Below are 22,666 nucleotides of genomic sequence, written 5' to 3'. Positions count from 1 at the left end.
TCTCGATGTGGGTTGCGACTACCAGCGGTAGTGCGCGAAGGCCTTGTTGGACTCGGCCATCTTGTGCGTGTCCTCACGCTTCTTGACCGAAGCGCCGAGGCCGTTGGAGGCGTCGAGCAGTTCGTTCATGAGGCGCTCGGTCATGGTCTTCTCGCGGCGGGCGCGGGAGTAGCCCACGAGCCAGCGGAGCGAGAGGGTGGCCGCACGGCCGGGCTTGACCTCGACCGGGACCTGGTAGGTCGCGCCACCGACGCGGCGGGACTTGACCTCAAGGGTCGGCTTGATGTTCTCGAGCGCGCGCTTGAGCGTGATGACCGGGTCGTTGCCGGTCTTCTCGCGCAGACCCTCCATGGCGCCGTAAACGATGCGCTCAGCGGTGGAGCGCTTGCCGTTCAGCAGAACCTTGTTGATGAGGGAGGTCACCAGAGGAGAGCCGTAGACCGGGTCGATGATGACCGGGCGCTTCGGGGCGGGGCCCTTACGAGGCATTCTTACTTCTCCTTCTTGGCGCCGTAGCGGCTGCGAGCCTGCTTGCGGTTCTTGACGCCCTGCGTGTCGAGGGAGCCGCGGATGATCTTGTACCGAACACCCGGCAGGTCCTTCACACGGCCGCCACGCACGAGCACGATCGAGTGCTCCTGGAGGTTGTGGCCCTCACCCGGAATGTAAGCAGTGACCTCGATCCCGCTGGTCAGACGCACACGCGCGACCTTACGCAGGGCCGAGTTCGGCTTCTTCGGGGTGGTCGTGAAAACACGCGTGCAGACGCCACGGCGCTGGGGGGAACCCTCGAGCGCGGGCGTCTTGTTCTTCTCGACCTTGTCCTGCCGGCCCTTGCGGACCAGCTGCTGGATCGTAGGCACCGTTTCTCCGGTTTCTGTGTGCCAGTCTCGGTAAAGCTAACCTGGAACATCCCCGACCCACGCGGTCGGGTGTGTCGAATACTGCAGTCCGGTCCCTCGCTGGAACGAGTGAGGCGGCAGATTGCGGTGTCAAAACCCGGCTTCCGTGCTGGTCCCCCCAGCGGGAGATTTCGCGCACGGCAGCCCAGGGACACCCCAGGCACAAGGTCAGAGCGTACCTACCGCATTGGCTGCGGTCAAAACAAATGCACACGCGAAGGACACGCCGGACTCCTCACGGCGTTGCGGTCACCGTAGTGCGATCCACGGCCGTACGGAAGAAGGCGCCACGCCCCCGCGCCGGCCCTCCCCCGGCGGCACCGCGTCCGCCGGCCGGCCTCCGCTCGGCCCCCTAGAGATTGACCGCGGCGGAGAGTATGAACACCAGCAGGAACAGCGCCCAGCCACCGATCGCCAGCCAGCCCAGAATGAGACCCGTGAGGGCCTGGCCGTCCCCGCGCTCGCCGGAGCGGCGGATCTCGGCCCGCGCCTTGTGCCCCAGGATCACCGCCGGAATCGCCGTCAGGCCCCACGTCACCGGCGTCATGATCCCGCAGACCAGTGCGCCCGTCGCCGAGCTGTTCGTCGTCACCGGCACCGGCATCTGCATCGGCATGAAGGTCGCCGGCACCATCGGCCGCTGCGGCACGAACTGTGCCTGCGGCACCGGCCCCTGCGGCAGATCCGCGACCAGCATCTGCAGTTCGGCGTGTGTCTGCGCCTTGTAGGCCCGCGTGAGCCGCTGTTCGTACTCCGGCTGCTGCAGCCGCCCCTCGGCGAACCCCGCCTTGAGCACATCGACCGTCCGCTCACGATCGGCGTGCGAGGCGCGCATGGCAGGCACCTGATTCGACGGCTGCGCCGGCTGACCGCCCTGCCACGGTTGGAATGCCACTTCGCGAACCTCCCCCCGCTCGACAGTTGTCCCCATCTTCTCATCACAGACGCAGGGATGGGAGGACAAGTTCCCCCGCGCGGCCCCCAACTCGGCGGGAGCGCCCGACGCGAGCGCCGCGCCGACGCCGCAGGGCGGCCACCCCCGAAGGGATGGCCGCCCTGTTGCTGTCGTACGGACCAGGCTTACTGGTTGTACGGACCGTAGTCGTAGTCCTCCAGCGGGACCGCCTGGCCGGAGCCGGTGCCGAAGGGCGAGTAGTCGATGTCGTCGTAACCGACGGCCGAGTACATCGCGGCCTTGGCTTCCTCGGTGGGCTCGACCCGGATGTTGCGGTAGCGGGACAGGCCCGTACCGGCCGGGATGAGCTTACCGATGATGACGTTCTCCTTGAGGCCGATCAGGGAGTCCGACTTGGCGTTGATCGCCGCGTCGGTCAGGACCCTGGTCGTCTCCTGGAAGGACGCCGCCGACAGCCACGACTCGGTGGCCAGCGAAGCCTTGGTGATACCCATCAGCTGCGGACGGCCGGAGGCCGGGTGGCCGCCTTCCGCCACGACCCGACGGTTCTCGCCCTCGAACTTCGTGCGCTCCACCAGCTCGCCCGGCAGCAGCTCCGCGTCGCCGGACTCGATGATCGTCACACGGCGCAGCATCTGCCGGATGATGATCTCGATGTGCTTGTCGTGGATCGCCACGCCCTGGCTGTTGTAGACCTTCTGGACCTCGCCGACCAGGTGGACCTGGACGGCACGCTGGCCGAGGATCCGCAGCACGTCGTGCGGGTTCACGGCACCCACGGTCATCGGCTGGCCGACCGTGACGTGGTCGCCCTCGCCCACCAGGAGACGGGCACGCTTGGAGACGCCGTAGGCCATCTCGTCGCTGCCGTCGTCCGGGGTGACGACGACCTTCTTGGTCTTCTCGGTCTCCTCGATCCGGACGCGGCCGGCCGCCTCCGAGATCGGGGCGACGCCCTTGGGCGTACGGGCCTCGAAGAGCTCGACGACACGCGGCAGACCCAGGGTGATGTCGTCACCGGCCACACCACCGGTGTGGAAGGTACGCATCGTCAGCTGGGTGCCGGGCTCACCGATGGACTGGGCGGCGATGATGCCGACCGCCTCACCGATGTCGACCAGCTTGCCGGTGGCCAGCGAACGGCCGTAGCAGAAGGCACAGGTGCCGACCGCGGACTCACAGGTCAGGACCGAGCGGGTCTTGACCTCCTCGACGCCCGCGTTAACCAGCGCGTCGATGAGCACGTCACCGAGGTCGACGTTCGCCGGGGCGACGACCTTGCCGTCGACGACGACATCCTCGGCCAGCATGCGTGCGTAGACGCTGGACTCGACGTCGTCCGCCTTGCGCAGGACACCGGCGGCGTCCTTCGAGGCGATCCGCAGCTTGAGGCCGCGCTCCGTGCCGCAGTCCTCCTCGCGAATGATGACGTCCTGGGAGACGTCGACCAGACGACGGGTGAGGTAACCGGAGTCGGCGGTACGAAGGGCGGTGTCCGCCAGACCCTTACGGGCACCGTGCGTGGAGATGAAGTACTCGAGCACGGACAGACCCTCGCGGAACGACGCCTTGATCGGACGCGGGATGGTCTCGTTCTTCGCGTTCGACACCAGACCACGCATACCGGCGATCTGCCGCATCTGCATCATGTTTCCTCGGGCACCCGAGTCAACCATCATGAAGATGGGGTTCGTCTTGGGGAAGTTCTCGTTCATCGCCTCGGCGACCTCGTTGGTCGCCTTGGTCCAGATGTTGATCAGTTCCTGAGTGCGCTCGTCCTTGGTGATCAGACCGCGCTCGTACTGCTTCTGGACCTTCTCGTCCTGGGCCTCGTAGCCCGCGACGATGGCCTTCTTGGCCTCCGGCACGACGATGTCCGAGACGGCGACGGTGACGCCGGAACGGGTCGCCCAGTGGAAACCGGCCGCCTTCAGGTTGTCGAGCGTCGCCGCCACGATGACCTTGGGGTAGCGCTCGGCCAGGTCGTTGACGATCGCGGAGAGCTGCTTCTTGCCCACCGAGTAGTCGACGAACGGGTAGTCCTCGGGCAGCAGCTCGTTGAAGAGCGCGCGGCCCAGGGTCGTCCGCAGCCGGAAGCTGTCACCCTGCTGCCACTCGGGCTCGCCCTCCTCCGGAACCGGCGGGGTCCAGCCGCGGGGCGGGACGGTGCCGATCGGGAAGCGGATGTCGACCTTCGCCTGCAGCGAGAGCTCACGGGCGTCGAAGGCCATGATGGCCTCGGCGACCGAGCCGAAGGCCCGGCCCTCACCCTTGACCTCGCGCTCCTCTTCATCCGTGGTGAGGAAGAAGAGGCCGAGCACCATGTCCTGGGTCGGCATGGTGACCGGACGGCCGTCGGCCGGCTTGAGGATGTTGTTCGAGGACAGCATCAGGATGCGGGCCTCGGCCTGGGCCTCCGCGGACAGCGGGAGGTGGACGGCCATCTGGTCACCGTCGAAGTCCGCGTTGAACGCGGTGCAGACGAGCGGGTGAATCTGAATGGCCTTGCCCTCGACCAGCTGCGGCTCGAAGGCCTGGATGCCCAGACGGTGCAGCGTGGGCGCACGGTTCAGCAGCACCGGGTGCTCGGCGATGACCTCTTCGAGCACGTCGTAGACGACCGTGCGGCCGCGCTCGACCATGCGCTTCGCGCTCTTGATGTTCTGCGCGTGGTTGAGGTCCACCAGGCGCTTCATCACGAACGGCTTGAAGAGCTCCAGCGCCATGGCCTTGGGCAGACCGCACTGGTGCAGCTTGAGCTGCGGGCCGACGACGATGACGGAACGCGCCGAGTAGTCGACTCGCTTACCGAGCAGGTTCTGACGGAACCGGCCCTGCTTACCCTTCAGCATGTCGCTGAGGGACTTCAGCGGGCGGTTACCGGGACCGGTGACCGGACGGCCGCGGCGGCCGTTGTCGAACAGCGCGTCGACGGCCTCCTGCAGCATCCGCTTCTCGTTGTTCACGATGATCTCGGGGGCACCGAGGTCAAGGAGACGCTTGAGGCGGTTGTTGCGGTTGATCACACGGCGGTACAGGTCGTTCAGGTCGGAGGTCGCGAAGCGGCCACCGTCCAGCTGCACCATCGGACGCAGGTCCGGCGGGATCACCGGGATGCAGTCCAGCACCATGCCCTTGGGGCTGTTGCGGGTCTGCAGGAAGGCGGAGACGACCTTGAGGCGCTTGAGCGCACGGGTCTTCTTCTGGCCCTTGCCGGTACGGATGATCTCGCGGAGGCGCTCGGCCTCCTCGTCCAGGTCGAAGGTCTCCAGGCGCTTCTGCAGGGCAGCGGCACCCATGGAGCCGTCGAAGTACGTGCCGAAGCGGTCACGCAGCTCGCGGTAGAGCAGCTCATCGCCCTCAAGGTCCTGGACCTTGAGGTTCTTGAAGCGGTTCCACACCTCGTCGAGACGGTCGATCTCGCGCTGCGCACGGTCACGCAGCTGCTTCATCTCACGCTCGGCGCCCTCGCGCACCTTGCGGCGGACGTCCGCCTTGGCGCCCTCGGCCTCCAGCTCGGCCAGGTCGGTCTCGAGCTTCTTGGCGCGGGCCTCCAGGTCGGAGTCGCGGCGCTGCTCGATCTGCTGACGCTCGACGGAGACATGCGCCTCCAGCGAGGGCAGGTCGCGCGTACGACGCTCCTCGTCCACCCACGTGATCATGTAGGCGGCGAAGTAGATGACCTTCTCGAGGTCCTTGGGCGCGAGGTCCAGCAGGTAGCCCAGCCGGCTCGGCACGCCCTTGAAGTACCAGATGTGGGTCACGGGAGCGGCCAGCTCGATGTGGCCCATCCGCTCACGGCGCACCTTGGCGCGAGTGACCTCGACGCCGCAGCGCTCGCAGATGATGCCCTTGAAGCGGACGCGCTTGTACTTACCGCAGTAGCACTCCCAGTCCCGGGTAGGACCGAAGATCTTCTCGCAGAAGAGTCCGTCCTTTTCGGGCTTGAGCGTGCGGTAGTTGATGGTCTCGGGCTTCTTGACCTCGCCGTGGCTCCACTGACGGATGTCGTCAGCGGTTGCCAGACCGATCCGGAGCTCATCGAAGAAGTTGACGTCGAGCACTATGCGTCAATCCCTCTCAGGGTTGTAAGTCTTGGGGTCTGAAACGGGGGTCCTGGGGCCGGCCGGGGAACCATCACTGGCTCCCCGGCCGAACTCCCGTCAGACCTCTTCGACGCTGCTCGGCTCGCGCCGGGACAGGTCGATGCCGAGCTCCTCCGCAGCGCGGAAGACGTCCTCGTCGGTGTCGCGCATCTCGATGGACATGCCGTCCGAGGACAGCACCTCCACGTTGAGGCACAGGGACTGCATTTCCTTGATGAGCACCTTGAAGGACTCGGGAATGCCGGGCTCGGGGATGTTCTCGCCCTTGACGATGGCCTCGTAGACCTTCACGCGGCCGGTCACGTCGTCGGACTTGATCGTCAGCAGCTCCTGGAGGGCGTATGCGGCGCCGTAAGCCTCCAGCGCCCACACCTCCATCTCACCGAACCGCTGGCCACCGAACTGAGCCTTACCACCCAGCGGCTGCTGGGTGATCATCGAGTACGGACCGGTCGAGCGCGCGTGCAGCTTGTCGTCGACCAGGTGGTGCAGCTTGAGGATGTACATGTACCCGACCGAGATCGGGTCCGGGAAGGGCTCACCGGAGCGGCCGTCGAACAGCTGCGCCTTGCCGGAGCCCTTGACCATCCGCTCGCCGTCGCGGTTGGGGAGCGTCGAGTCGAAGAGACCCGCCAGCTCGTCCTCGCGCGCACCGTCGAAGACCGGGGTCGCGACGTTGGTGCGGGGAGCGACGTCGTCGGCGCCGATCGCCTGCAGACGCTGCTGCCAGTCCTCGGAGCCCTCGACCTTCCACCCCTGGCTGGCGAGCCAGCCGAGGTGGATCTCCAGGACCTGTCCCGGGTTCATTCGGGACGGGACACCCAGCGGGTTGAGGATGATGTCGACCGGGGTGCCGTCCTCCAGGAACGGCATGTCCTCGACCGGCAGGATCTTCGAGATGACGCCCTTGTTGCCGTGACGGCCGGCGAGCTTGTCACCGTCGGTGATCTTGCGCTTCTGGGCGACGTAGACGCGGACCAGCTGGTTCACGCCCGGGGGCAGCTCGTCGCCCTCTTCACGGTCGAAGACGCGGACGCCGATGACCTTGCCGATCTCACCGTGCGGCACCTTCAGCGAGGTGTCGCGCACCTCGCGCGCCTTCTCACCGAAGATCGCGCGGAGCAGGCGCTCCTCGGGGGTCAGCTCGGTCTCACCCTTGGGCGTGACCTTGCCGACGAGGATGTCGCCGGCGACGACCTCGGCACCGATACGGATGATGCCGCGCTCGTCGAGGTCGGAGAGGACCTCTTCGGAGACGTTCGGGATGTCCCGGGTGATCTCCTCGGGGCCCAGCTTGGTGTCACGGGCGTCGACCTCGTGCTCCTCGATGTGGATCGAGGAGAGGACGTCGTCCTGCACGAGGCGCTGCGACAGGATGATCGCGTCCTCGTAGTTGTGACCCTCCCACGGCATGAACGCGACGAGCAGGTTCTTGCCGAGCGCCATCTCGCCTTCGTCCGTGGACGGACCGTCGGCGAGGACCTGGCCCTCGATGACCCGCGCGCCCTCGTCCACGACGACCTTCTGGTTGAAGGAGGTGCCCTGGTTGGAGCGGGTGAACTTGGCGACGCGGTACGTGGTGTACGTGCCGTCGTCGTTGGCGACGGTGATGTAGTCCGCGGAGACCTCCTGGACCACACCGTCCTTCTCCGCCTTGATGACGTCACCGGCGTCGACCGCACAGCGGTACTCCATGCCGGTGCCGACCAGCGGCGACTCCGCCTTGATCAGCGGAACGGCCTGGCGCATCATGTTCGATCCCATGAGCGCACGGTTGGCGTCGTCGTGCTCGAGGAACGGGATCATGGCGGTCGCGGCCGACACCATCTGGCGCGGCGAGACGTCCATGAAGTCCACCTCGTCGGCGGGGACGAGGTCGACCTCGCCGCCACGACGGCGGACCAGGACACGCTGCTCGGAGAAGCGCATGTCGTCGGAGAGCTTCGCGTTCGCCTGGGCGATCAGGAAGCGGTCCTCCTCATCAGCGGTGAGGTAGTCCACCTCCTCCGTGACCTGGCCGTCGACGACCTTGCGGTACGGCGTCTCGATGAAGCCGAAGACGTTGACCCGGCCGTAGGAGGCCAGCGAGCCGATCAGACCGATGTTGGGACCTTCAGGGGTCTCAATCGGGCACATACGGCCGTAGTGCGAGGGGTGCACGTCACGGACGTCCAGGCCGGCCCGCTCACGGGAGAGACCACCCGGGCCCAGCGCCGACAGACGACGCTTGTGGGTCAGACCCGACAGCGGGTTGGTCTGGTCCATGAACTGGGACAGCTGGCTGGTGCCGAAGAACTCCTTGATGGAGGCGACGACCGGCCGGATGTTGATCAGGGTCTGCGGCGTGATCGCCTCGACGTCCTGGGTGGTCATGCGCTCACGCACGACGCGCTCCATACGAGCCAGACCCGTGCGGACCTGGTTCTGGATGAGCTCGCCGACGTTGCGCAGACGACGGTTGCCGAAGTGGTCGATGTCGTCGGTCTCGACAACGATGGAGTTGCCGTTCTCGCCGATCGTCTCGGTCTCGCCGGCGTGCAGCTTGACCAGGTACTTGATCGTCGCGATGACGTCATCGGTGGTCAGCACACCGGCGTCGAGCGGCTCGTCGCCACCGAGCTTCTTGTTGACCTTGTAGCGGCCGACCTTCGCGAGGTCGTAGCGCTTGGGGTTGAAGTACAGGTTCTCGAGCAGCGTCTGCGCGGCCTCGCGGGTCGGCGGCTCGCCCGGACGCAGCTTGCGGTAGATGTCGAGCAGCGCATCGTCCTGACCCTGGGTGTGGTCCTTCTCCAGGGTGGCGCGCATGGACTCGTACTCGCCGAACTCCTCGAGGATCTGCTCGGTCGTCCAACCGAGCGCCTTGAGCAGGACGGTCACGGACTGCTTGCGCTTACGGTCGATGCGCACACCGACCATGTCGCGCTTGTCGATCTCCATCTCCAGCCAGGCACCCCGGGACGGGATGATCTTGGCGGAGAAGATGTCCTTGTCGGACGTCTTGTCGATGGAGCTGTCGAAGTACACGCCCGGCGAGCGCACCAGCTGCGAGACGACGACACGCTCGGTGCCGTTGATGCAGAAGGTGCCCTTGTTCGTCATGAGCGGGAAGTCGCCCATGAAGACCGTCTGGGACTTGATCTCGCCGGTCTCGTTGTTGGTGAACTCAGCGGTGACGAAGAGCGGAGCCGCGTACGTGAAGTCGCGCTCCTTGCACTCATCGATGGAGTTCTTCGGGGGCTCGAAGCGGTGGTCGCGGAACGTCAGCGACATCGACCCGGAGAAGTCCTCGATCGGGGAGATCTCTTCGAAGATCTCTTCCAGACCGGACTTGGTGGGGACTTCCTGCCCACTCTCCAGCGCAGCCTCGACGCGACCCTTCCATGCGGCATTGCCGAGCAGCCAGTCGAAGCTTTCGGTCTGCAGCGCAAGGAGGTTCGGAACCCCGAGGGGCTCCTTGATCTTCGCAAAAGAGATGCGCAGCGGGGCGGTGCTGTCGCCGTTGTTCGTATTGGCAGTCGAGGCGTTGCGCGAGGCGGCCAAGAGGGGGTCCTTCCGAGGGCTCGGACTCACTACGCGCGTACCGGTCCCGAATCGAGCAGACTGAGGGAAAGCCCAGATCAGGGCAGATCATTCAGCTTTGCTCGGGCTCGGGTATGCCCCTGGTGACGGGCAGGGAGCAGCTAACAGGCAGCGCAAAGGGTCAGTGTAGCCACTTGGCACACTGATGTCCAGAGCGAGTTTCCGGAGACCGGTTCAGCACCGTGATACCGATCTTCTCCCTCCGGGAGGTCATGCCCTCCGCACCGGAGGAAGCCCTCGTTTGTTCTTCTCAATGCCATGCGCCTGCCGAAAGCCCTGCGCCAGTGGCGCACACCGATGCTTCCCTCTTCGTCCGCGATCCATGCCTCGAACCCTGGATCGCTTCTGCGTCGCGTCCCGAGAATTGCGCGCCGCGTCCGGTTCGTCAAGGCCCCCCACCTCTGGGAGATCGTCACATGGGGGCACGTCCGGGCAACGATGATCACCATACTCGCACGCAGGCACGAGACAATGCAGCCGTGGCGAGCACGCCGAAGGGCGACCACCCGCATGGGTGATCGCCCTTGGCTGGTGTCCCTGACGCCTCAGGCGCTCAGGACGCGAGTCCGAAGACCCGGTGAAGTCACTTGACCTCGACGGAGGCGCCGGCGCCCTTGAGGGACTCGGCGGCCTTCTCGGCGGCGTCCTTGGCGACCTTCTCGAGGACGGGCTTCGGGGTGCCGTCGACGAGGTCCTTGGCCTCCTTCAGGCCCAGGGAGGTCAGCTCACGCACGACCTTGATGACCTGGATCTTCTTGTCGCCCGCACCGGTGAGGATGACGTCGAACTCGTCCTGCTCCTCGGCCTCGGCGGCGGCCGGGGCGCCCGGGGCACCGGCGGCGGCAACGGCGACGGGGGCAGCGGCCTCGACGTCGAACTTGTCCTCGAACGCCTTCACGAACTCGGAGAGCTCGATGAGGGTCATCTCCTCGAACTGCGCGAGCAGGTCTTCCTGGCTGAGCTTCGCCATGGTGGCGGTCCTTCCACTAATTCGGCTGGTGCCGGATGTACATGTCTGGCGGGCGTACTACGGGCCCGCTGAGCGTCCGAGTGATTACTCGGCAGCCTCGGCGGGAGCCGGCGTACCGGCACCGCCCTGCTCGACCTTGCTGCGAAGCGCGTCCGCGGTGCGGGCGAACTTCGTGAGCGGGGCCTGGAAGGTCGCCGCGGCCTTGGCCATGGACGCCTTCATGCCACCCGCCAGCTTGGCGAGCAGAACCTCACGGGACTCGAGGTCCGCAAGCTTCTTGATCTCGTCGGCGGACAGCGCCTTGCCTTCAAGGACACCGCCCTTGATGACGAGAGAGGGGTTTTCCTTGGCGAAGTCACGAAGACCCTTCGCCGCCGTGACCGGGTCACCGGTCACGAAGGCAACAGCGGTCGAGCCCTTGAGGTGCTCGTCCAGCTGAATCCCGGCCTCCTTGGCCGCGATCTTGGTCAGCGTGTTCTTCACCACACGGTACTGAGCGTTCTCGCCGAGAGAACGACGCAGCTCCTTGAGCTGCGCCACAGTCAGTCCGGTGTAAGAAGTCACAACAGCTGCGTTGGAACCACGGAGCTTCTCAGTGATCTCCTCAACGGCTGCGATCTTGTCAGACGTCGCCATGAGCCTCGGCCTCCTTCCGGGTGATGAGGACCGCGCAGAAGGGGCTGGGCAAAACAAACGCCCCGGCGCAGGCGCACGGGGCGTACTCAACCAGGGCGGAATTCCGTCCGGGAGTTCATCCATACACACCTGCGCAGGCCGTCCGCAGCTAGCGGATCCTTCGGCCACTACACGTCCGGGACCGGACGCGCAGAGACAACCAGCGGTCTTTGGCTTCCGCATACGGTACGGGAGAGCCCTGCGTCAGGCAAATCGGCCGAGAGGGGGCGCGGGCGCCGCTCACGGCTGCTGGAGCGCGTCCTGCGGGCCGGCCGCGCCACGGGGGCAGCGTGGGCCCGGAAGGGCGGCACAGCATGCGTCAGGCCCCGCCCTCCTTGCGGGAGAGCGGGGCCTGACGACAGTGGTCACACGCTATGAGGCGCCGATCGCGGAGATCAGACGGCCTCGTCCTCGACGAGGAGGTTGCGGGTGCGGTTGGCGTCCAGCGGGATGCCAGGGCCCATCGTGGTGGTGATGGTGGCCTTCTTGATGTAGCGGCCCTTGGCGGCGGACGGCTTGAGGCGGGAGATCTCCTCGAGCGCCGCGGCGTAGTTCTCCACCAGCTTGGTCTCGTCGAAGGAGACCTTGCCGATGATGAAGTGGAGGTTCGCGTGCTTGTCCACGCGGAACTCGATCTTGCCGCCCTTGATGTCGGTGACAGCCTTGGCGACATCCGGGGTGACCGTGCCGGTCTTCGGGTTCGGCATCAGACCACGCGGACCGAGCACGCGGCCGAGGCGGCCGACCTTGCCCATGAGGTCCGGGGTGGCGACGACGGCGTCGAAGTCCAGACGGCCCTTGGAGACCTCGTCGATCAGTTCGTCCGAGCCGACGATGTCGGCGCCGGCGGCTTCCGCGGCCGCAGCACGGTCACCGGTCGCGAAGACCAGGACCCGGGCGGTCTTACCGGTGCCGTGCGGGAGGTTCACGGTGCCACGGACCATCTGGTCCGCCTTGCGCGGGTCGACACCCAGACGCATGGCGACCTCGACGGTCGCGTCGAACTTGACGGACGCGGTGTCCTTGGCGAGACGGACGGCCTCGAGGGGGGCGTACAGACGCTCCCGGTCGATCTTCGCGTCCGCGTTGCGAAGAGTCTTGCTGCGCTTCACTTCTGCTCCTGGTGCAGTGGGGTGGAGTCGTGGTGCGGACCAGCGCCTGGCCCTGCCACGTGTGGTGCCTGAAGGGCTGGGATCAGCCCTCGACCGTGATGCCCATGGAACGGGCGGTGCCGGCGATGATCTTCTCGGCGGCGTCCAGGTCGTTGGCGTTCAGGTCGGGCATCTTGGTGGTGGCGATGTCACGGACCTGGTCACGCGTGATCTTCGCGACCTTGGTCTTGTGCGGCTCGCCGGAGCCCTTCTCCACGCCCGCGGCCTTCAGGATGAGCTTCGCGGCCGGCGGGGTCTTGGTGATGAAGGTGAAGGAACGGTCTTCGTAGACCGTGATCTCCACCGGCACGACCATGCCACGCTGCGACTCGGTCGCGGCGTTGTAGGCCTTGCAGAACTCCATGATGTTGACGCCGTGCTGACCCAGCGCGGGGCCGACCGGCGGAGCCGGGTTTGCGGCACCGGCCTGGATCTGGAGCTTGATAAGCCCCGTGACCTTCTTCTTCTTGGGAGGCATGCTCTCTCCGGGTCCTAGTGAGAGGTGTTTCGCCATTCCACCCGGTCATCCGGATGGAGGCATACCGCACAACGATAACGGGTATGGTCGTGCGGCCAAAAACCGAGCAGGTCAGACCGGCTGTGAGCCCGTCTGACCTGGTCGATTTGGCTGGTGTTCCGGAAGAACCTAGTTCTTCTGGATCTGGTCGAAGCTGAGCTCGACCGGGGTCTCGCGGCCGAAGATCTCGACGAGGCCCTTGACCTTCTTCGAGTCGGCGTTGATCTCGTTGATCGTGGCCTGCAGCGTCGCGAACGGGCCGTCGGTGACGGTGACGGAGTCGCCCACCTCGAAGTCCAGCACCTGGACCTCGACCTTGCGGGACGGCGCCGGCTTGCCCTCGGCCGCGGCGGCCTCCTTGGCGGCCTTCTCCTCGGCCTCCGGGGCGAGCATCTTGACGATCTCGTCCAGCGTCAGCGGGTAGGGGTCGTAGGCGTTGCCGACGAAGCCCGTGACACCCGGGGTGTTGCGGACGACGCCCCAGGACTCGTTCGTCAGGTCCATGCGCACCAGCACGTAGCCCGGGAGCTTGTTCTGGCGGATGGTCTTGCGCTCGCCGTTCTTGATCTGGGCGACCTCTTCCTGCGGCACCTCGGCCTGGAAGATGTAGTCCTCGACGTTCAGCGAAACGGCACGCTGCTCGAGATTGGTCTTCACGCGGTTCTCGTAACCCGCGTAGGTGTGGATGACGTACCACTCACCGGGGAGGCCGCGGAGTTCGTCGCGGAGGGCGGCCACCGGGTCGACCGGCTCCTCTTCCTCTTCCTCGGCGGCTTCACCGGCGGCTTCGTCCTCGTCCTCGACGTGCACCGCGGCGGCCTCGGCGGGCTCACCGGCGGCGGCTTCCTCGGCGTCCAGCTCGTCGACCTCGTCGGCGGCCTGGACGATCTCGAGTTCGGTGTCGTCGCCCTGGACCTCGGCCGAGGCAGCCGCGTCCACGTCGGCCGCTGCCGTCTCGGCGGAGTCGGCGGCGTCGTTCAGGTTCGGGTCAGACACGGTGGCTGCTTCTTCCTGGCTTCAAGGGGTTGAACATGCGAAATGGGCGCCCGCTGAGGCGCCCTCCGCGGGATCAGCCGAAGACGTACCCGACGACTCGGTTGATTCCCAAGTCAATCACGGTTACGAGACCGATGATGATGACAACGAAGATGATCACCACGGTGGTGTACGTCGACAGCTGGCTGCGCGTGGGCCAGACGACCTTGCGGAGCTCCGCCACGACCTGGCGGTAGAAGAGCGCGAGCCGTGCGAAGGGGCCCTTCTTGCCGCGCTTGCCGCCGCGACGGGGCTTCTTCTGGGATTCCGCGGTTTCGTCCTCGGAACGACCGCGCTCAGGCATGTCGATGGAGCCCAGGGCGTCCGTCACTCGTCCTCACCTGAATCCGGGTCGTGGCCGTGCCGCGCCCGGTTGAGCCGCACGGCGGTGCATTTCATACGTACGCGTGCACGCACCGTGGTGAAGAAGTGCGTGTAGCAGGGCCGGAGGGACTTGAACCCCCAACCGCTGGTTTTGGAGACCAGTGCTCTACCAATTGAGCTACGACCCTTTGTGGTTCCCCCAACCTACCGCATGCGGCCGACTGCACTACGTGCGTGCACCGCGGCGACCTGTCGGGAGCCAACGGTCAGCGAGTGTACGTGCTTCAGAGCCGGGCGTCGAACAGAAACGTCCCGGGTGGTGCCCGCAAACCGATGTGCCGGGCTCGTCAGAGGTCTGGGACGATGCAGATATGAGCGCTGCCACTCCTCCCGCTTCGTCCCCCGCAGACCGCCGGGTCTCGGCCCGCGTCGGTGCGATCTCCGAGTCCGCGACCCTCGCCGTCGACGCCAAGGCGAAGGCCCTCAAGGCCGCCGGACGCCCGGTGATCGGCTTCGGTGCCGGTGAGCCCGACTTCCCGACGCCCGACTACATCGTCGAGGCGGCGATCGAGGCCTGCCGCAACCCGAAGTACCACCGCTACACCCCGGCCGGCGGCCTCCCCGAGCTGAAGACCGCGATCGCCGCGAAGACACTGCGCGACTCCGGCTACGAGATCGAGGCCGCGAACGTCCTGGTGACCAACGGCGGCAAGCAGGCGATCTACGAGGCCTTCGCAGCGATCCTCGACCCGGGCGACGAGGTCATCGTCCCGGCGCCGTACTGGACCACCTACCCCGAGTCGATCCGTCTGGCCGGCGGTGTGCCGGTCGATGTCGTCGCGGACGAGACCACGGGCTACCGCGTGACCGTGGAGCAGCTGGAGGCGGCCCGTACGGACCGCACCAAGGTGCTGCTGTTCGTCTCGCCGTCGAACCCGACCGGCGCCGTCTACAGCCGCGAGCAGGTCGAGGCCGTGGGCCGCTGGGCCGCCGAGCACGGCCTGTGGGTGCTGACCGACGAGATCTACGAGCACCTGGTCTACGGCGACGCCGCGTTCTCGTCGCTGCCGGTGGTCGTGCCCGAGCTGCGCGACAAGTGCATCATCGTCAACGGTGTGGCGAAGACGTATGCGATGACCGGCTGGCGGGTGGGCTGGGCGATCGGCCCCAAGGACGTCATCAAGGCCGCCGCGAACCTCCAGTCGCACGCCACGTCCAACGTCTCCAACGTCGCGCAGGCCGCGGCCATCGCGGCGGTCTCCGGCGATCTGACGGCCGTCGAGGAGATGAAGGTCGCCTTCGACCGGCGCCGCAGGACCATCGTGCGGATGCTCAACGAGATCGACGGGGTGCTGTGCCCGGAGCCGGAGGGCGCGTTCTACGCGTACCCGTCGGTCAAGGAGCTCCTGGGCAAGGAGATCCGCGGCAAGCGCCCCCAGACCAGCGTCGAGCTGGCCGAGCTGATCCTGGAGGAGGCGGAGGTCGCCGTCGTCCCGGGCGAGGCCTTCGGCACCCCCGGCTACCTGCGGCTTTCGTACGCGCTGGGCGACGAGGACCTGGTCGAGGGCGTGTCGCGGATCCAGAAGCTGCTGGCGGAGGCCAAGTGATCAAGACCACCTACGAAAAGTCGTAGGTGGTCGCGCAGCGGGCGTCCGGAGCCTTCCGGGCGCCCGCTCGCGCGTTCTCCCGGACACCCCTTCGGGAAAGCTCTACCGGCGCACCGCCCGGATGCGGCAAGATCTTGGGATGGAGAGCGTTCGTGCCCGCGGCGAAGCCGCAATCCGAGACCTGTGCCGATTGCCGAAGGCCCATCTGCACCTGCACTTCACCGGTTCGATGCGGTCCACGACCCTGCTGGAGCTCGCCGACAAGTACGGCGTCCATCTGCCGGAGGCGCTGCGGAGCGGTGAACCTCCCCAGCTGAGAGCCACCGACGAGCGCGGCTGGTTCCGTTTCCAGCGGCTGTACGACATCGCGCGGTCGTGTCTGCGGTCCCCCGAGGACATCCAGCGGCTGGTGCACGAGGCCGCCGAGGAGGATGTCCGCGACGGGTCGCGCTGGCTGGAGATCCAGGTCGACCCGACCTCGTACGCCCCCCGGCTGGGCGGGCTGATCCCGGCCCTGGAGATCATCCTGGACGCGGTGCACAGCGCCTCACGGGACACCGGCCTCGGCATCCGCGTCCTGGTGGCCGCGAACCGTATGAAGCACCCCTTGGACGCCCGTACGCTGGCGCGTCTCGCGGTGCGCTACGCCGACCACGGCGTGATCGGCTTCGGGCTGTCCAACGACGAACGCCGGGGTTTCGCCCGGGACTTCGACCGTGCCTTCGCCATCGCCCGGGAGGGCGGTCTGCTGGCGGCGCCGCACGGCGGTGAGCTGTCGGGACCGGCGAGCGTCCGGGACTGCCTGGACGATCTGCACGCCGGCCGGGTGGGGCACGGCGTACGGGCCGCGGAGGATCCCGTGCTGCTGCGCCGGCTGGCCTCACGCGGGGTGACCTGCGAGGTGTGCCCCGCGTCGAATGTGGCGCTGGGCGTCTACGAGAAGCCGGAGGACGTACCGCTGCGGACGCTCTTCGACGCGGGTGTGCCGATGGCGCTGGGCGCGGACGACCCGCTGCTGTTCGGCGCGCGGCTGGCCGCGCAGTACGAGATCGCCCGCACCGCGCACGGCTTCACCGACGCCGAACTGGCCGAACTGGCCCGGCAGTCGGTCCGCGGCTCACGCGCCCCACAGGACGAGCAGCAGCGGGTGCTGGCGGAGATCGACGCCTGGCTGGCCGCGTAGGGCCGTCCAGGGCCACCCAGGCGCCTTCCAGGGCATGCCGTGCGGATCGCCCAGGGGGTGTGTTCCCGATCAGGCGAGTCCGCCGTGATCGGGAAGACGTTCCCTAGAGGCTGACGCCGACCGTGACGGGTTCGTTGACGAGTGTGACGCCGAAGGCCGTGTGCACGCCGTCGCGGACCTCGCGGGCCAGGGCGAGCAGGTCCTCGGTGGTGGCCGCGCCGCGGTTGGTGAGCGCGAGGGTGTGCTTGGTGGAGATGCGGGCGGGGCCGGTGCCGTAGCCCTTGGTGAAGCCGGCCCGGTCGATGAGCCAGGCCGCGGAGGTCTTCAGCAGGCCGTCGCCCGCCGGGAACGCGGGCGGGGCGACGTCGGGGCCGAGACGGTCCTGGACGCGGCCGACGAAGACGGCGTACTCGGCCTCGGTGAGGATCGGGTTGGTGAAGAACGAGCCCGCCGACCAGGTGTCGTGGTCCTCGGGGTCCAGCACCATGCCCTTGCCGGCACGCAGGGCCAGCACGGTCTCCCTGGCGACGGCGGCCGGCACCCGGTCCCCGGCCTCGACGCCGAGGGCACGGGCGGTCTCGGGGTACTTCAGGGGCGCGGAGAGGCCTCCGGCGTCCTCCAGGGCGAAGCGCACCCGCAGCACCACGAACCGGTCGGGGTGCTGCTTGAAGCGGCTGTGGCGGTACGAGAAGCCGCACTCCTCGTTGGGGATCGTGACGGTCTCGCCGAGACGGCGGTCGTAGGCGACGACCTCGGTGATCGTGGTGGAGACCTCCTGGCCGTACGCGCCCACGTTCTGGATCGGGGTGGCGCCCGCGGAGCCGGGGATGCCGGCCAGGCACTCGACACCGGCCAGTCCCGCCTCGACCGTGCGGGCGACCGCGTCGGACCAGTTCTCGCCCGCGGCGAGCGTGAGAGCCGTGCCGTCGAGCGCGAAGCCACGGGTGGCGAGGCGCAGGGCCGTGCCGTCGAAGCCCTTGTCGCCGATGACGAGATTGCTGCCGCCGCCGATGATCAGCAGCGGGGTCCCGGCGTCGTCGGCCGCGCGGACGGCAGCGATCACCTCGTCGTCGGTGGTGGCCGTGACGAGGCGGGTGGCCGGGCCGCCGAGGCGGAAGGTGGTCAGCGGGGCGAGGGGGGCGTCGTGGAGTTCCTGCACGCGCCCAAGGGTACGGGGGCGGTCCGGCAGCCCTCGGCCGGACGCCCCCCGGCGGCCCCGGCTCAGGCCAGGCGGACCACGGCGCGGGACATGCCCAGCACCTTCTGGCCGGCGCTCATGGCGGTGAGGTCGACGCGGACCGTACGGTCGTCGTCGTCCAGCTTGGCGGCGACCTTGGCGCTGACCTCGATCAGCGCGCCCGTCTCATCGTTGGGGACGACGACGGGCTTGGTGAAGCGCACACCGTATTCGGCGACCGCGCCCGGGTCACCGGCCCAGTCGGTGACCACCCGGATCGCCTCGGCCATCGTGAACATGCCGTGGGCGATGACGTCCGGCAGCCCGACCTCCTTGGCGAACTTCTCGTTCCAGTGGATCGGGTTGAAGTCACCGGAGGCGCCCGCGTACCGGACGAGCGTGGCGCGGCTCACGGGGAAGGTCTGCGCCGGGAGTTCCATGCCGACCTCGACGTCGTCATAGGAAATCTTCGCGGTCATCTCAGGCCTCCTTCGTGGCGCGGGCCACCAGCTTGGTGAAGGCGGTCACGACGTGTTCGCCCGCCTCGTCGTGCACCTCGCCACGGATGTCGATGATGTCGTTGCCGGCCATGGTCTTGATGGCCTCGATGGTGGAGGTGACGGACAGTCGGTCCCCGCTGCGCACCGGCCGGGTGTAGGCGAATTTCTGGTCGCCGTGCACCACCCGGCTGTAGTCCAGACCCAGTTGCGGGTCCTCGATGACCTGCCCGGCGGCCTTGAAAGTGATGGCGAACACAAAAGTCGGCGGTGCGATCACATCGGAGTGCCCGAGTGCCTTTGCCGCTTCGGTGTCGGTGTAGGCGGGGTTGGGGTCACCGATCGCCTCGGCGAATTCGCGGATCTTTTCCCGGCCGACCTCGTACGGGTCGGTGGGCGGGTACGTGCGTCCGACAAAAGACTGGTCGAGCGCCATGGGCTCGCAACCTCCCTGTACTGATGGTGATAACGCCGTGAGGCCGCCCCCACGAATGGGGACGGCCTCACGGACGAGCCTGTGTTATCGCGTCTCGCGGTGCGCGGTGTGCGAGTTGCAACGGGGGCAGTGCTTCTTCATCTCAAGACGGTCCGGGTCGTTACGCCGGTTCTTCTTGGTGATGTAGTTCCGCTCCTTGCACTCCACGCAGGCCAGCGTGATCTTCGGGCGGACGTCGGTGGCAGCCACGTGAGTGCTCCTTGGACGGACGGGTGGTCGGATTAACGCATAAAAGAGTAGCCGATCGGAGGACCGACCCCACAATCGGCTACTGTCAGTAGCGGTGACCGGACTTGAACCGGTGACACAGCGATTATGAGCCGCTTGCTCTACCGACTGAGCTACACCGCTGTGATGCGAGGGGACCCCGCCCGAAGGCGGGAACCTCACACATCAGAGCCCCAATACGGAATCGAACCGTAGACCTTCTCCTTACCATGGAGACGCTCTGCCGACTGAGCTATTGGGGCGAGCGATGAAGACATTACACGGCCCGCCGCCAAACGTGAAATCCGTATCCGGGCCGTGCCCCAGCCGCCTCGCGCACCACACCGGTACGACTATTTCGCGCCTGCGCGAAGCTCTCCCGGCCGCGCCCTAGGCTCGGAAGAACGCTGCGTGATCTTGCACGCCGGTGCCTTCGAGGAGCGCGATGTCCGACAGCAGTTCGCCGCAGCCGCAGCCGGGAAAGCCCGGCGGGCCCGGCCGGTTCGCGAGGTCGGAAAACGGTGCGCTGGTGCTGTGCGGAGCCCGGCTCGCCGACGGGCGGACGGTGGACGTACGGCTCGGCGGCGGACGCATCGAGGCCGTCGGGACGGCCGGCAGCCTCGCCCCGCAGGGCGCCCGGGTCGACCTCGCCGGCTACCTCCTGCTCCCGGCCCCCGCCGAACCCCATGCGCACTGCGACACCGCCCTGACGGCCGACTCCGACGGCCCCGCCTCCAGTTCCCCCGAGGACGTCCAGCGGCGGACGACCGAGGCCGCGCTGCTGCAGCTGGGGCACGGCGCCACCGCCTCCCGAAGCCACGTCAGGATCGGCGACGTCCAGGGCCTGCGCTCGCTGGAGGCGGTGCTGCAGGCCCGCAGGTCGCTGCGCGGGCTGGCCGATCTGGCGGCGGTCGCGGTGCCGCGGGTGCTGACCGGGGTGGCCGGGGCGGACGGGCTGGCGATGCTGCGGGACGCGGTGAAGATGGGCGCCTCGGTGATCGGCGGCTGCCCGGACCTCGACCCCGATCCGGCCGGGTACGTCCAGACGGTCCTGGAGCTGGCCGGGGAGCACGGCTGCCCGGTGGATCTGCACACCGACGGTGACGATCCGGCGCGGCTGGCGCGGTTCGCGGCGATGTCCGGCGGACTGCGGCCGGGGGTCGCCCTCGGGCCGTGCGCCGGGATGGCGCGGATGCCGCGGAGTGTGGCGGCGCGGGTGGCCGAGCAGCTCGCGGCCGCCGGGGTCGCCGTCGTCTGTCTGCCGCAGGGTGACTGCACGGGCCTGGAGCGGTACGGCTCGCGGGTGTCGCGGCCGGCGCCCGTACGGCTGCTGCGGGCGGCCGGCGTCCGGGTGGCGGCGGGCAGCGGGGCGCTGCGGGACGTGGCGAACCCGGTGGGGCGCGGTGACCCGCTGGAGGCCGCGTATCTGCTGGCCTCCCTGGGCGAGGCCACGCCGGAGGCGGCCTACGGGACGGTGAGTTCGGCGGCGCGGGCGACTCTGGGCCTGCCGGAGGTACGTGTCGAGGCGGGCTTCCCCGCGGAGTTGCTGGCGGTGCGCGGTGAGCGGATCGCCGGGGTGCTCTCGCTCGCGTACAGCCGGATCGTGATCCACCGCGGGCGGGTGGTCGCCCGTACCAGCGCGGTGCGCGAGTACTGCGACTCGGCGGCGGATGTGGCGCTGGAGCTGCCGCGGCAGTCGCAGCGCTGAGCCGCGGCGGCGAGAAGGCACCCCGCCCCCGGCCGGTCCCGCGCACCGCGGCGGGGCTTCGGCGTACGGTCGGGATCATGCGCATTGTCATCGCAGGTGGACATGGTCAGATCGCGCTGCGGCTGGAGCGGTTGCTCGCCAAGCGCGGGGACGAGGTCGCGGGCATCATCCGCCGGCCGGAACAGGCCGGTGACGTGCTGGCCGCGGGAGCCGAGCCGGTGGTCTGCGACCTGGAGTCGGCGTCGGTGGAGGATGTCGCCCGGCACATGGAGGACGCCGACGCGGCCGTCTTCGCGGCGGGCGCGGGGCCGGGCAGTGGCATCGAACGCAAGGACACGGTGGACCGTGGCGCCACGGCACTCTTCGCGGACGCGGCCGAGGCCGCCGGGGTACGGCGCTTCCTCGTCGTCTCGTCCATGGGCGCGGACCGTGAGCCCCCCGAGGGCACCGACCCGGTCTTCGCCGCGTACCTGCGGGCGAAGGGCGCCGCGGACGCGGACGTACGGGCCCGCGCCGGGCTGGACTGGACGATCCTGCGGCCGGGCCGGCTGACCAATGACCCCGGAACGGACCTGGTGACGCTGGCCGACGCGACCGGCCGCAGCGAGGTGACCCGGGACGATGTGGCGGCCGTCCTGGCGGAGCTGCTCGACGAGCCGGGCACCATCGGCCGGACGCTGGAGCTGGTCGGCGGGGAGGTACCGGTGAAGGAAGCGGTGCGGGCGGTGGCCGGGCACTGAGGGCGGCGTCCGCCGGGTGGGCGGACGAGACGGGACCGGGCCCCGGTCCGCCGGGTGCGGGCCGGGGCCCGGTCGGCTTTCGCGCCGGTCGCGGCTCGGGTCGGGTCGGCCTTCGCTCCGGTCGCGGCTCGGGTCGGGTTGTGACTCGGGGTAGGTCGTGACTCGGGGCAGTTCGTGACCCGGGGCGGTTCGTGACCCGGGCGGTTCGTGGAATGCAGACCCGAGATGCCCAGGGCGTGGCCGGTGTCGTCCCTGCCGCTCATGCTGCCCAACTGGCGGTGAAGGCCGCCAAGTTGGCGACGTCCCTCGGGGAATCGCTGCCACTCCAGGCCGGGACCCCCAGGGCCAGGAGTGGCAGCGGAAGGGGGGCGTCGAATGCGTCGGGCTGAGGGGACCAGCCGCCTGACGTTCAACGGCCGCCCTAGGTGAACGGGCCCTCGACCGTGAAACGGCGCAGGTGCTGGGCGAATGCCTCGGCCTCGCCCGGCGGCCATGAGGACAGGCTCGCCATGATGTGAGCGGCCAGACGTGCCCGTAGCTCCGCCACTGCGCGTTCGCCCTGCTCGGTGAGGACGAGCAGGTGTGCGCGCCGGTCGTCGGGGTCCGCTTCACGGCGGATGAGGCCGGCGGCCTCCAGTCGTGAGGCACGTCGGGTGACACCGGAGCGGTCGACCCCGACGTCGGGAGCCAGGTCGGCCGCGCTGCGGGGCCCGGTCCGGGCCAGTGCGCTCAGCACCGGGTACGTCAGTTCGTCCACCGCCTCCCCCATGCCCTCGGTGAGCTGTTTGTGCAGCTGTGTGCGGGTGGTGCGCCTGAGCAGGAGGCCCAGCGCGTCTGCGATCTCGTGCCCTACCTCGTTCTCCACACTCCCAAGAA

General features: G+C 68.2%; 20 protein-coding genes and 3 tRNA genes. 4 read left to right on the top strand and 19 right to left on the bottom strand.

Annotation, left to right across the window (positions count from 1 at the left end):
- Positions 1 to 18: 18 nt before the first annotated feature.
- From rpsG to SLV14N_RS22740, 12 genes are all read right to left on the bottom strand, one after another.
- Positions 19 to 489 (bottom strand): 30S ribosomal protein S7, encoded by a 471-nt coding sequence (gene rpsG, locus SLV14N_RS22795; RefSeq protein WP_004571813.1) that lies wholly within the window; start codon positions 487 to 489, stop codon positions 19 to 21.
- A 2-nt stretch (positions 490 to 491) separates the two neighbouring features.
- On the bottom strand, positions 492 to 863 hold the full coding sequence (rpsL, locus tag SLV14N_RS22790; RefSeq protein WP_003948652.1) for a 30S ribosomal protein S12: 372 nt from the start codon (positions 861 to 863) through the stop codon (positions 492 to 494).
- Positions 864 to 1,254: 391 nt separating this feature from the next.
- Positions 1,255 to 1,737, bottom strand: a complete 483-nt coding sequence (locus SLV14N_RS22785; RefSeq protein WP_018090906.1) for a DUF1707 and DUF4190 domain-containing protein — start codon at positions 1,735 to 1,737, stop codon at positions 1,255 to 1,257.
- Positions 1,738 to 1,982: 245 nt separating this feature from the next.
- Positions 1,983 to 5,882, bottom strand: coding sequence for a DNA-directed RNA polymerase subunit beta' (locus tag SLV14N_RS22780; protein WP_208683143.1), 3,900 nt, complete (start codon positions 5,880 to 5,882; stop codon positions 1,983 to 1,985).
- 99 nt (positions 5,883 to 5,981) lie between these two features.
- Positions 5,982 to 9,464 (bottom strand): DNA-directed RNA polymerase subunit beta, encoded by a 3,483-nt coding sequence (rpoB, locus tag SLV14N_RS22775; protein WP_018090914.1) that lies wholly within the window; start codon positions 9,462 to 9,464, stop codon positions 5,982 to 5,984.
- A gap of 622 nt (positions 9,465 to 10,086) precedes the next feature.
- Complete coding sequence (rplL, locus tag SLV14N_RS22770) at positions 10,087 to 10,473, bottom strand: 50S ribosomal protein L7/L12 (protein WP_208683141.1); 387 nt, start codon at positions 10,471 to 10,473, stop codon at positions 10,087 to 10,089.
- A gap of 84 nt (positions 10,474 to 10,557) precedes the next feature.
- Positions 10,558 to 11,109, bottom strand: a complete 552-nt coding sequence (gene rplJ / locus SLV14N_RS22765) for a 50S ribosomal protein L10 (protein ID WP_026169847.1) — start codon at positions 11,107 to 11,109, stop codon at positions 10,558 to 10,560.
- A 434-nt stretch (positions 11,110 to 11,543) separates the two neighbouring features.
- A complete protein-coding gene (gene rplA / locus SLV14N_RS22760) occupies positions 11,544 to 12,260 on the bottom strand; it encodes a 50S ribosomal protein L1 (RefSeq protein ID WP_018090917.1) in 717 nt (238 codons plus the stop codon).
- An 82-nt stretch (positions 12,261 to 12,342) separates the two neighbouring features.
- Entirely contained in the window at positions 12,343 to 12,777 is a 435-nt protein-coding gene (gene rplK / locus SLV14N_RS22755; RefSeq protein ID WP_009715899.1) for a 50S ribosomal protein L11, read from the bottom strand.
- A gap of 168 nt (positions 12,778 to 12,945) precedes the next feature.
- Positions 12,946 to 13,812, bottom strand: coding sequence for a transcription termination/antitermination protein NusG (gene nusG, locus SLV14N_RS22750; protein WP_263270845.1), 867 nt, complete (start codon positions 13,810 to 13,812; stop codon positions 12,946 to 12,948).
- 73 nt (positions 13,813 to 13,885) lie between these two features.
- Positions 13,886 to 14,182: a preprotein translocase subunit SecE gene (secE, locus tag SLV14N_RS22745; protein ID WP_208683137.1), complete on the bottom strand. Its 297-nt coding sequence runs from the start codon at positions 14,180 to 14,182 to the stop codon at positions 13,886 to 13,888.
- 108 nt (positions 14,183 to 14,290) lie between these two features.
- Positions 14,291 to 14,363, bottom strand: a tRNA-Trp gene (locus tag SLV14N_RS22740).
- Positions 14,364 to 14,546: 183 nt separating this feature from the next.
- Between SLV14N_RS22740 and SLV14N_RS22735 the strand changes: the two genes are divergently transcribed.
- Positions 14,547 to 15,782, top strand: a complete 1,236-nt coding sequence (locus SLV14N_RS22735; RefSeq protein ID WP_018090920.1) for a pyridoxal phosphate-dependent aminotransferase — start codon at positions 14,547 to 14,549, stop codon at positions 15,780 to 15,782.
- A 139-nt stretch (positions 15,783 to 15,921) separates the two neighbouring features.
- Positions 15,922 to 16,965 (top strand): adenosine deaminase, encoded by a 1,044-nt coding sequence (locus tag SLV14N_RS22730; RefSeq protein ID WP_263270844.1) that lies wholly within the window; start codon positions 15,922 to 15,924, stop codon positions 16,963 to 16,965.
- 103 nt (positions 16,966 to 17,068) lie between these two features.
- Here SLV14N_RS22730 and SLV14N_RS22725 read toward each other — a convergent pair whose 3' ends face one another.
- From SLV14N_RS22725 to SLV14N_RS22700, 6 genes are all read right to left on the bottom strand, one after another.
- The gene (locus SLV14N_RS22725; protein WP_263270843.1) at positions 17,069 to 18,124 is read right to left on the bottom strand and encodes a UDP-N-acetylmuramate dehydrogenase; all 1,056 of its coding nucleotides are present in this window, start codon (positions 18,122 to 18,124) and stop codon (positions 17,069 to 17,071) included.
- A gap of 62 nt (positions 18,125 to 18,186) precedes the next feature.
- On the bottom strand, positions 18,187 to 18,621 hold the full coding sequence (locus tag SLV14N_RS22720; RefSeq protein WP_208683128.1) for a MaoC family dehydratase: 435 nt from the start codon (positions 18,619 to 18,621) through the stop codon (positions 18,187 to 18,189).
- Between the two features lies 1 nt (position 18,622).
- Complete coding sequence (locus tag SLV14N_RS22715) at positions 18,623 to 19,075, bottom strand: MaoC family dehydratase N-terminal domain-containing protein (protein WP_208683126.1); 453 nt, start codon at positions 19,073 to 19,075, stop codon at positions 18,623 to 18,625.
- Between the two features lie 84 nt (positions 19,076 to 19,159).
- Positions 19,160 to 19,324, bottom strand: a complete 165-nt coding sequence (rpmG, locus tag SLV14N_RS22710) for a 50S ribosomal protein L33 (protein WP_006604855.1) — start codon at positions 19,322 to 19,324, stop codon at positions 19,160 to 19,162.
- Positions 19,325 to 19,413: 89 nt separating this feature from the next.
- Positions 19,414 to 19,486 (bottom strand) — tRNA-Met (locus tag SLV14N_RS22705).
- A 46-nt stretch (positions 19,487 to 19,532) separates the two neighbouring features.
- Positions 19,533 to 19,605: transfer RNA gene (locus SLV14N_RS22700), tRNA-Thr, on the bottom strand.
- Positions 19,606 to 19,787: 182 nt separating this feature from the next.
- Here SLV14N_RS22700 and SLV14N_RS22695 point away from each other — a divergent pair.
- Positions 19,788 to 21,050 carry an amidohydrolase family protein gene (locus SLV14N_RS22695; RefSeq protein ID WP_262038925.1) on the top strand — a complete coding sequence of 421 codons (1,263 nt, stop codon included), beginning with the start codon at positions 19,788 to 19,790 and terminating at the stop codon, positions 21,048 to 21,050.
- Between the two features lie 77 nt (positions 21,051 to 21,127).
- Positions 21,128 to 21,790, top strand: coding sequence for an NAD(P)H-binding protein (locus SLV14N_RS22690; protein WP_208683124.1), 663 nt, complete (start codon positions 21,128 to 21,130; stop codon positions 21,788 to 21,790).
- A 421-nt stretch (positions 21,791 to 22,211) separates the two neighbouring features.
- Here the strand turns inward: SLV14N_RS22690 and SLV14N_RS22685 are convergent, their stop codons facing one another.
- A complete protein-coding gene (locus SLV14N_RS22685; RefSeq protein WP_208683122.1) occupies positions 22,212 to 22,655 on the bottom strand; it encodes a MarR family winged helix-turn-helix transcriptional regulator in 444 nt (147 codons plus the stop codon).
- Positions 22,656 to 22,666: the final 11 nt, after the last annotated feature.

The organism is Streptomyces sp. Je 1-4 4N24 (assembly GCF_026239515.1).
GTDB lineage: Bacteria > Actinomycetota > Actinomycetes > Streptomycetales > Streptomycetaceae > Streptomyces > Streptomyces nigrescens.
Note: the sequence above shows the minus strand (reverse complement) of the source record. Positions and strands in the feature narration are given on the sequence as shown.

Coding starts and splice junctions, on each gene's coding strand:
- rpsG (WP_004571813.1), bottom strand. CDS start 489: ATGCCTCGTAAGGGCCCCGCCCCGAAGCGCCCGGTCATCATCGACCCG.
- SLV14N_RS22785 (WP_018090906.1), bottom strand. CDS start 1,737: ATGCGCGCCTCGCACGCCGATCGTGAGCGGACGGTCGATGTGCTCAAG.
- rplL (WP_208683141.1), bottom strand. CDS start 10,473: ATGGCGAAGCTCAGCCAGGAAGACCTGCTCGCGCAGTTCGAGGAGATG.
- rplJ (WP_026169847.1), bottom strand. CDS start 11,109: ATGGCGACGTCTGACAAGATCGCAGCCGTTGAGGAGATCACTGAGAAG.
- rplK (WP_009715899.1), bottom strand. CDS start 12,777: ATGCCTCCCAAGAAGAAGAAGGTCACGGGGCTTATCAAGCTCCAGATC.
- SLV14N_RS22735 (WP_018090920.1), top strand. CDS start 14,547: ATGAGCGCTGCCACTCCTCCCGCTTCGTCCCCCGCAGACCGCCGGGTC.
- SLV14N_RS22730 (WP_263270844.1), top strand. CDS start 15,922: ATGGAGAGCGTTCGTGCCCGCGGCGAAGCCGCAATCCGAGACCTGTGC.
- SLV14N_RS22720 (WP_208683128.1), bottom strand. CDS start 18,621: ATGACCGCGAAGATTTCCTATGACGACGTCGAGGTCGGCATGGAACTC.
- SLV14N_RS22715 (WP_208683126.1), bottom strand. CDS start 19,075: ATGGCGCTCGACCAGTCTTTTGTCGGACGCACGTACCCGCCCACCGAC.
- SLV14N_RS22695 (WP_262038925.1), top strand. CDS start 19,788: ATGTCCGACAGCAGTTCGCCGCAGCCGCAGCCGGGAAAGCCCGGCGGG.
- SLV14N_RS22690 (WP_208683124.1), top strand. CDS start 21,128: ATGCGCATTGTCATCGCAGGTGGACATGGTCAGATCGCGCTGCGGCTG.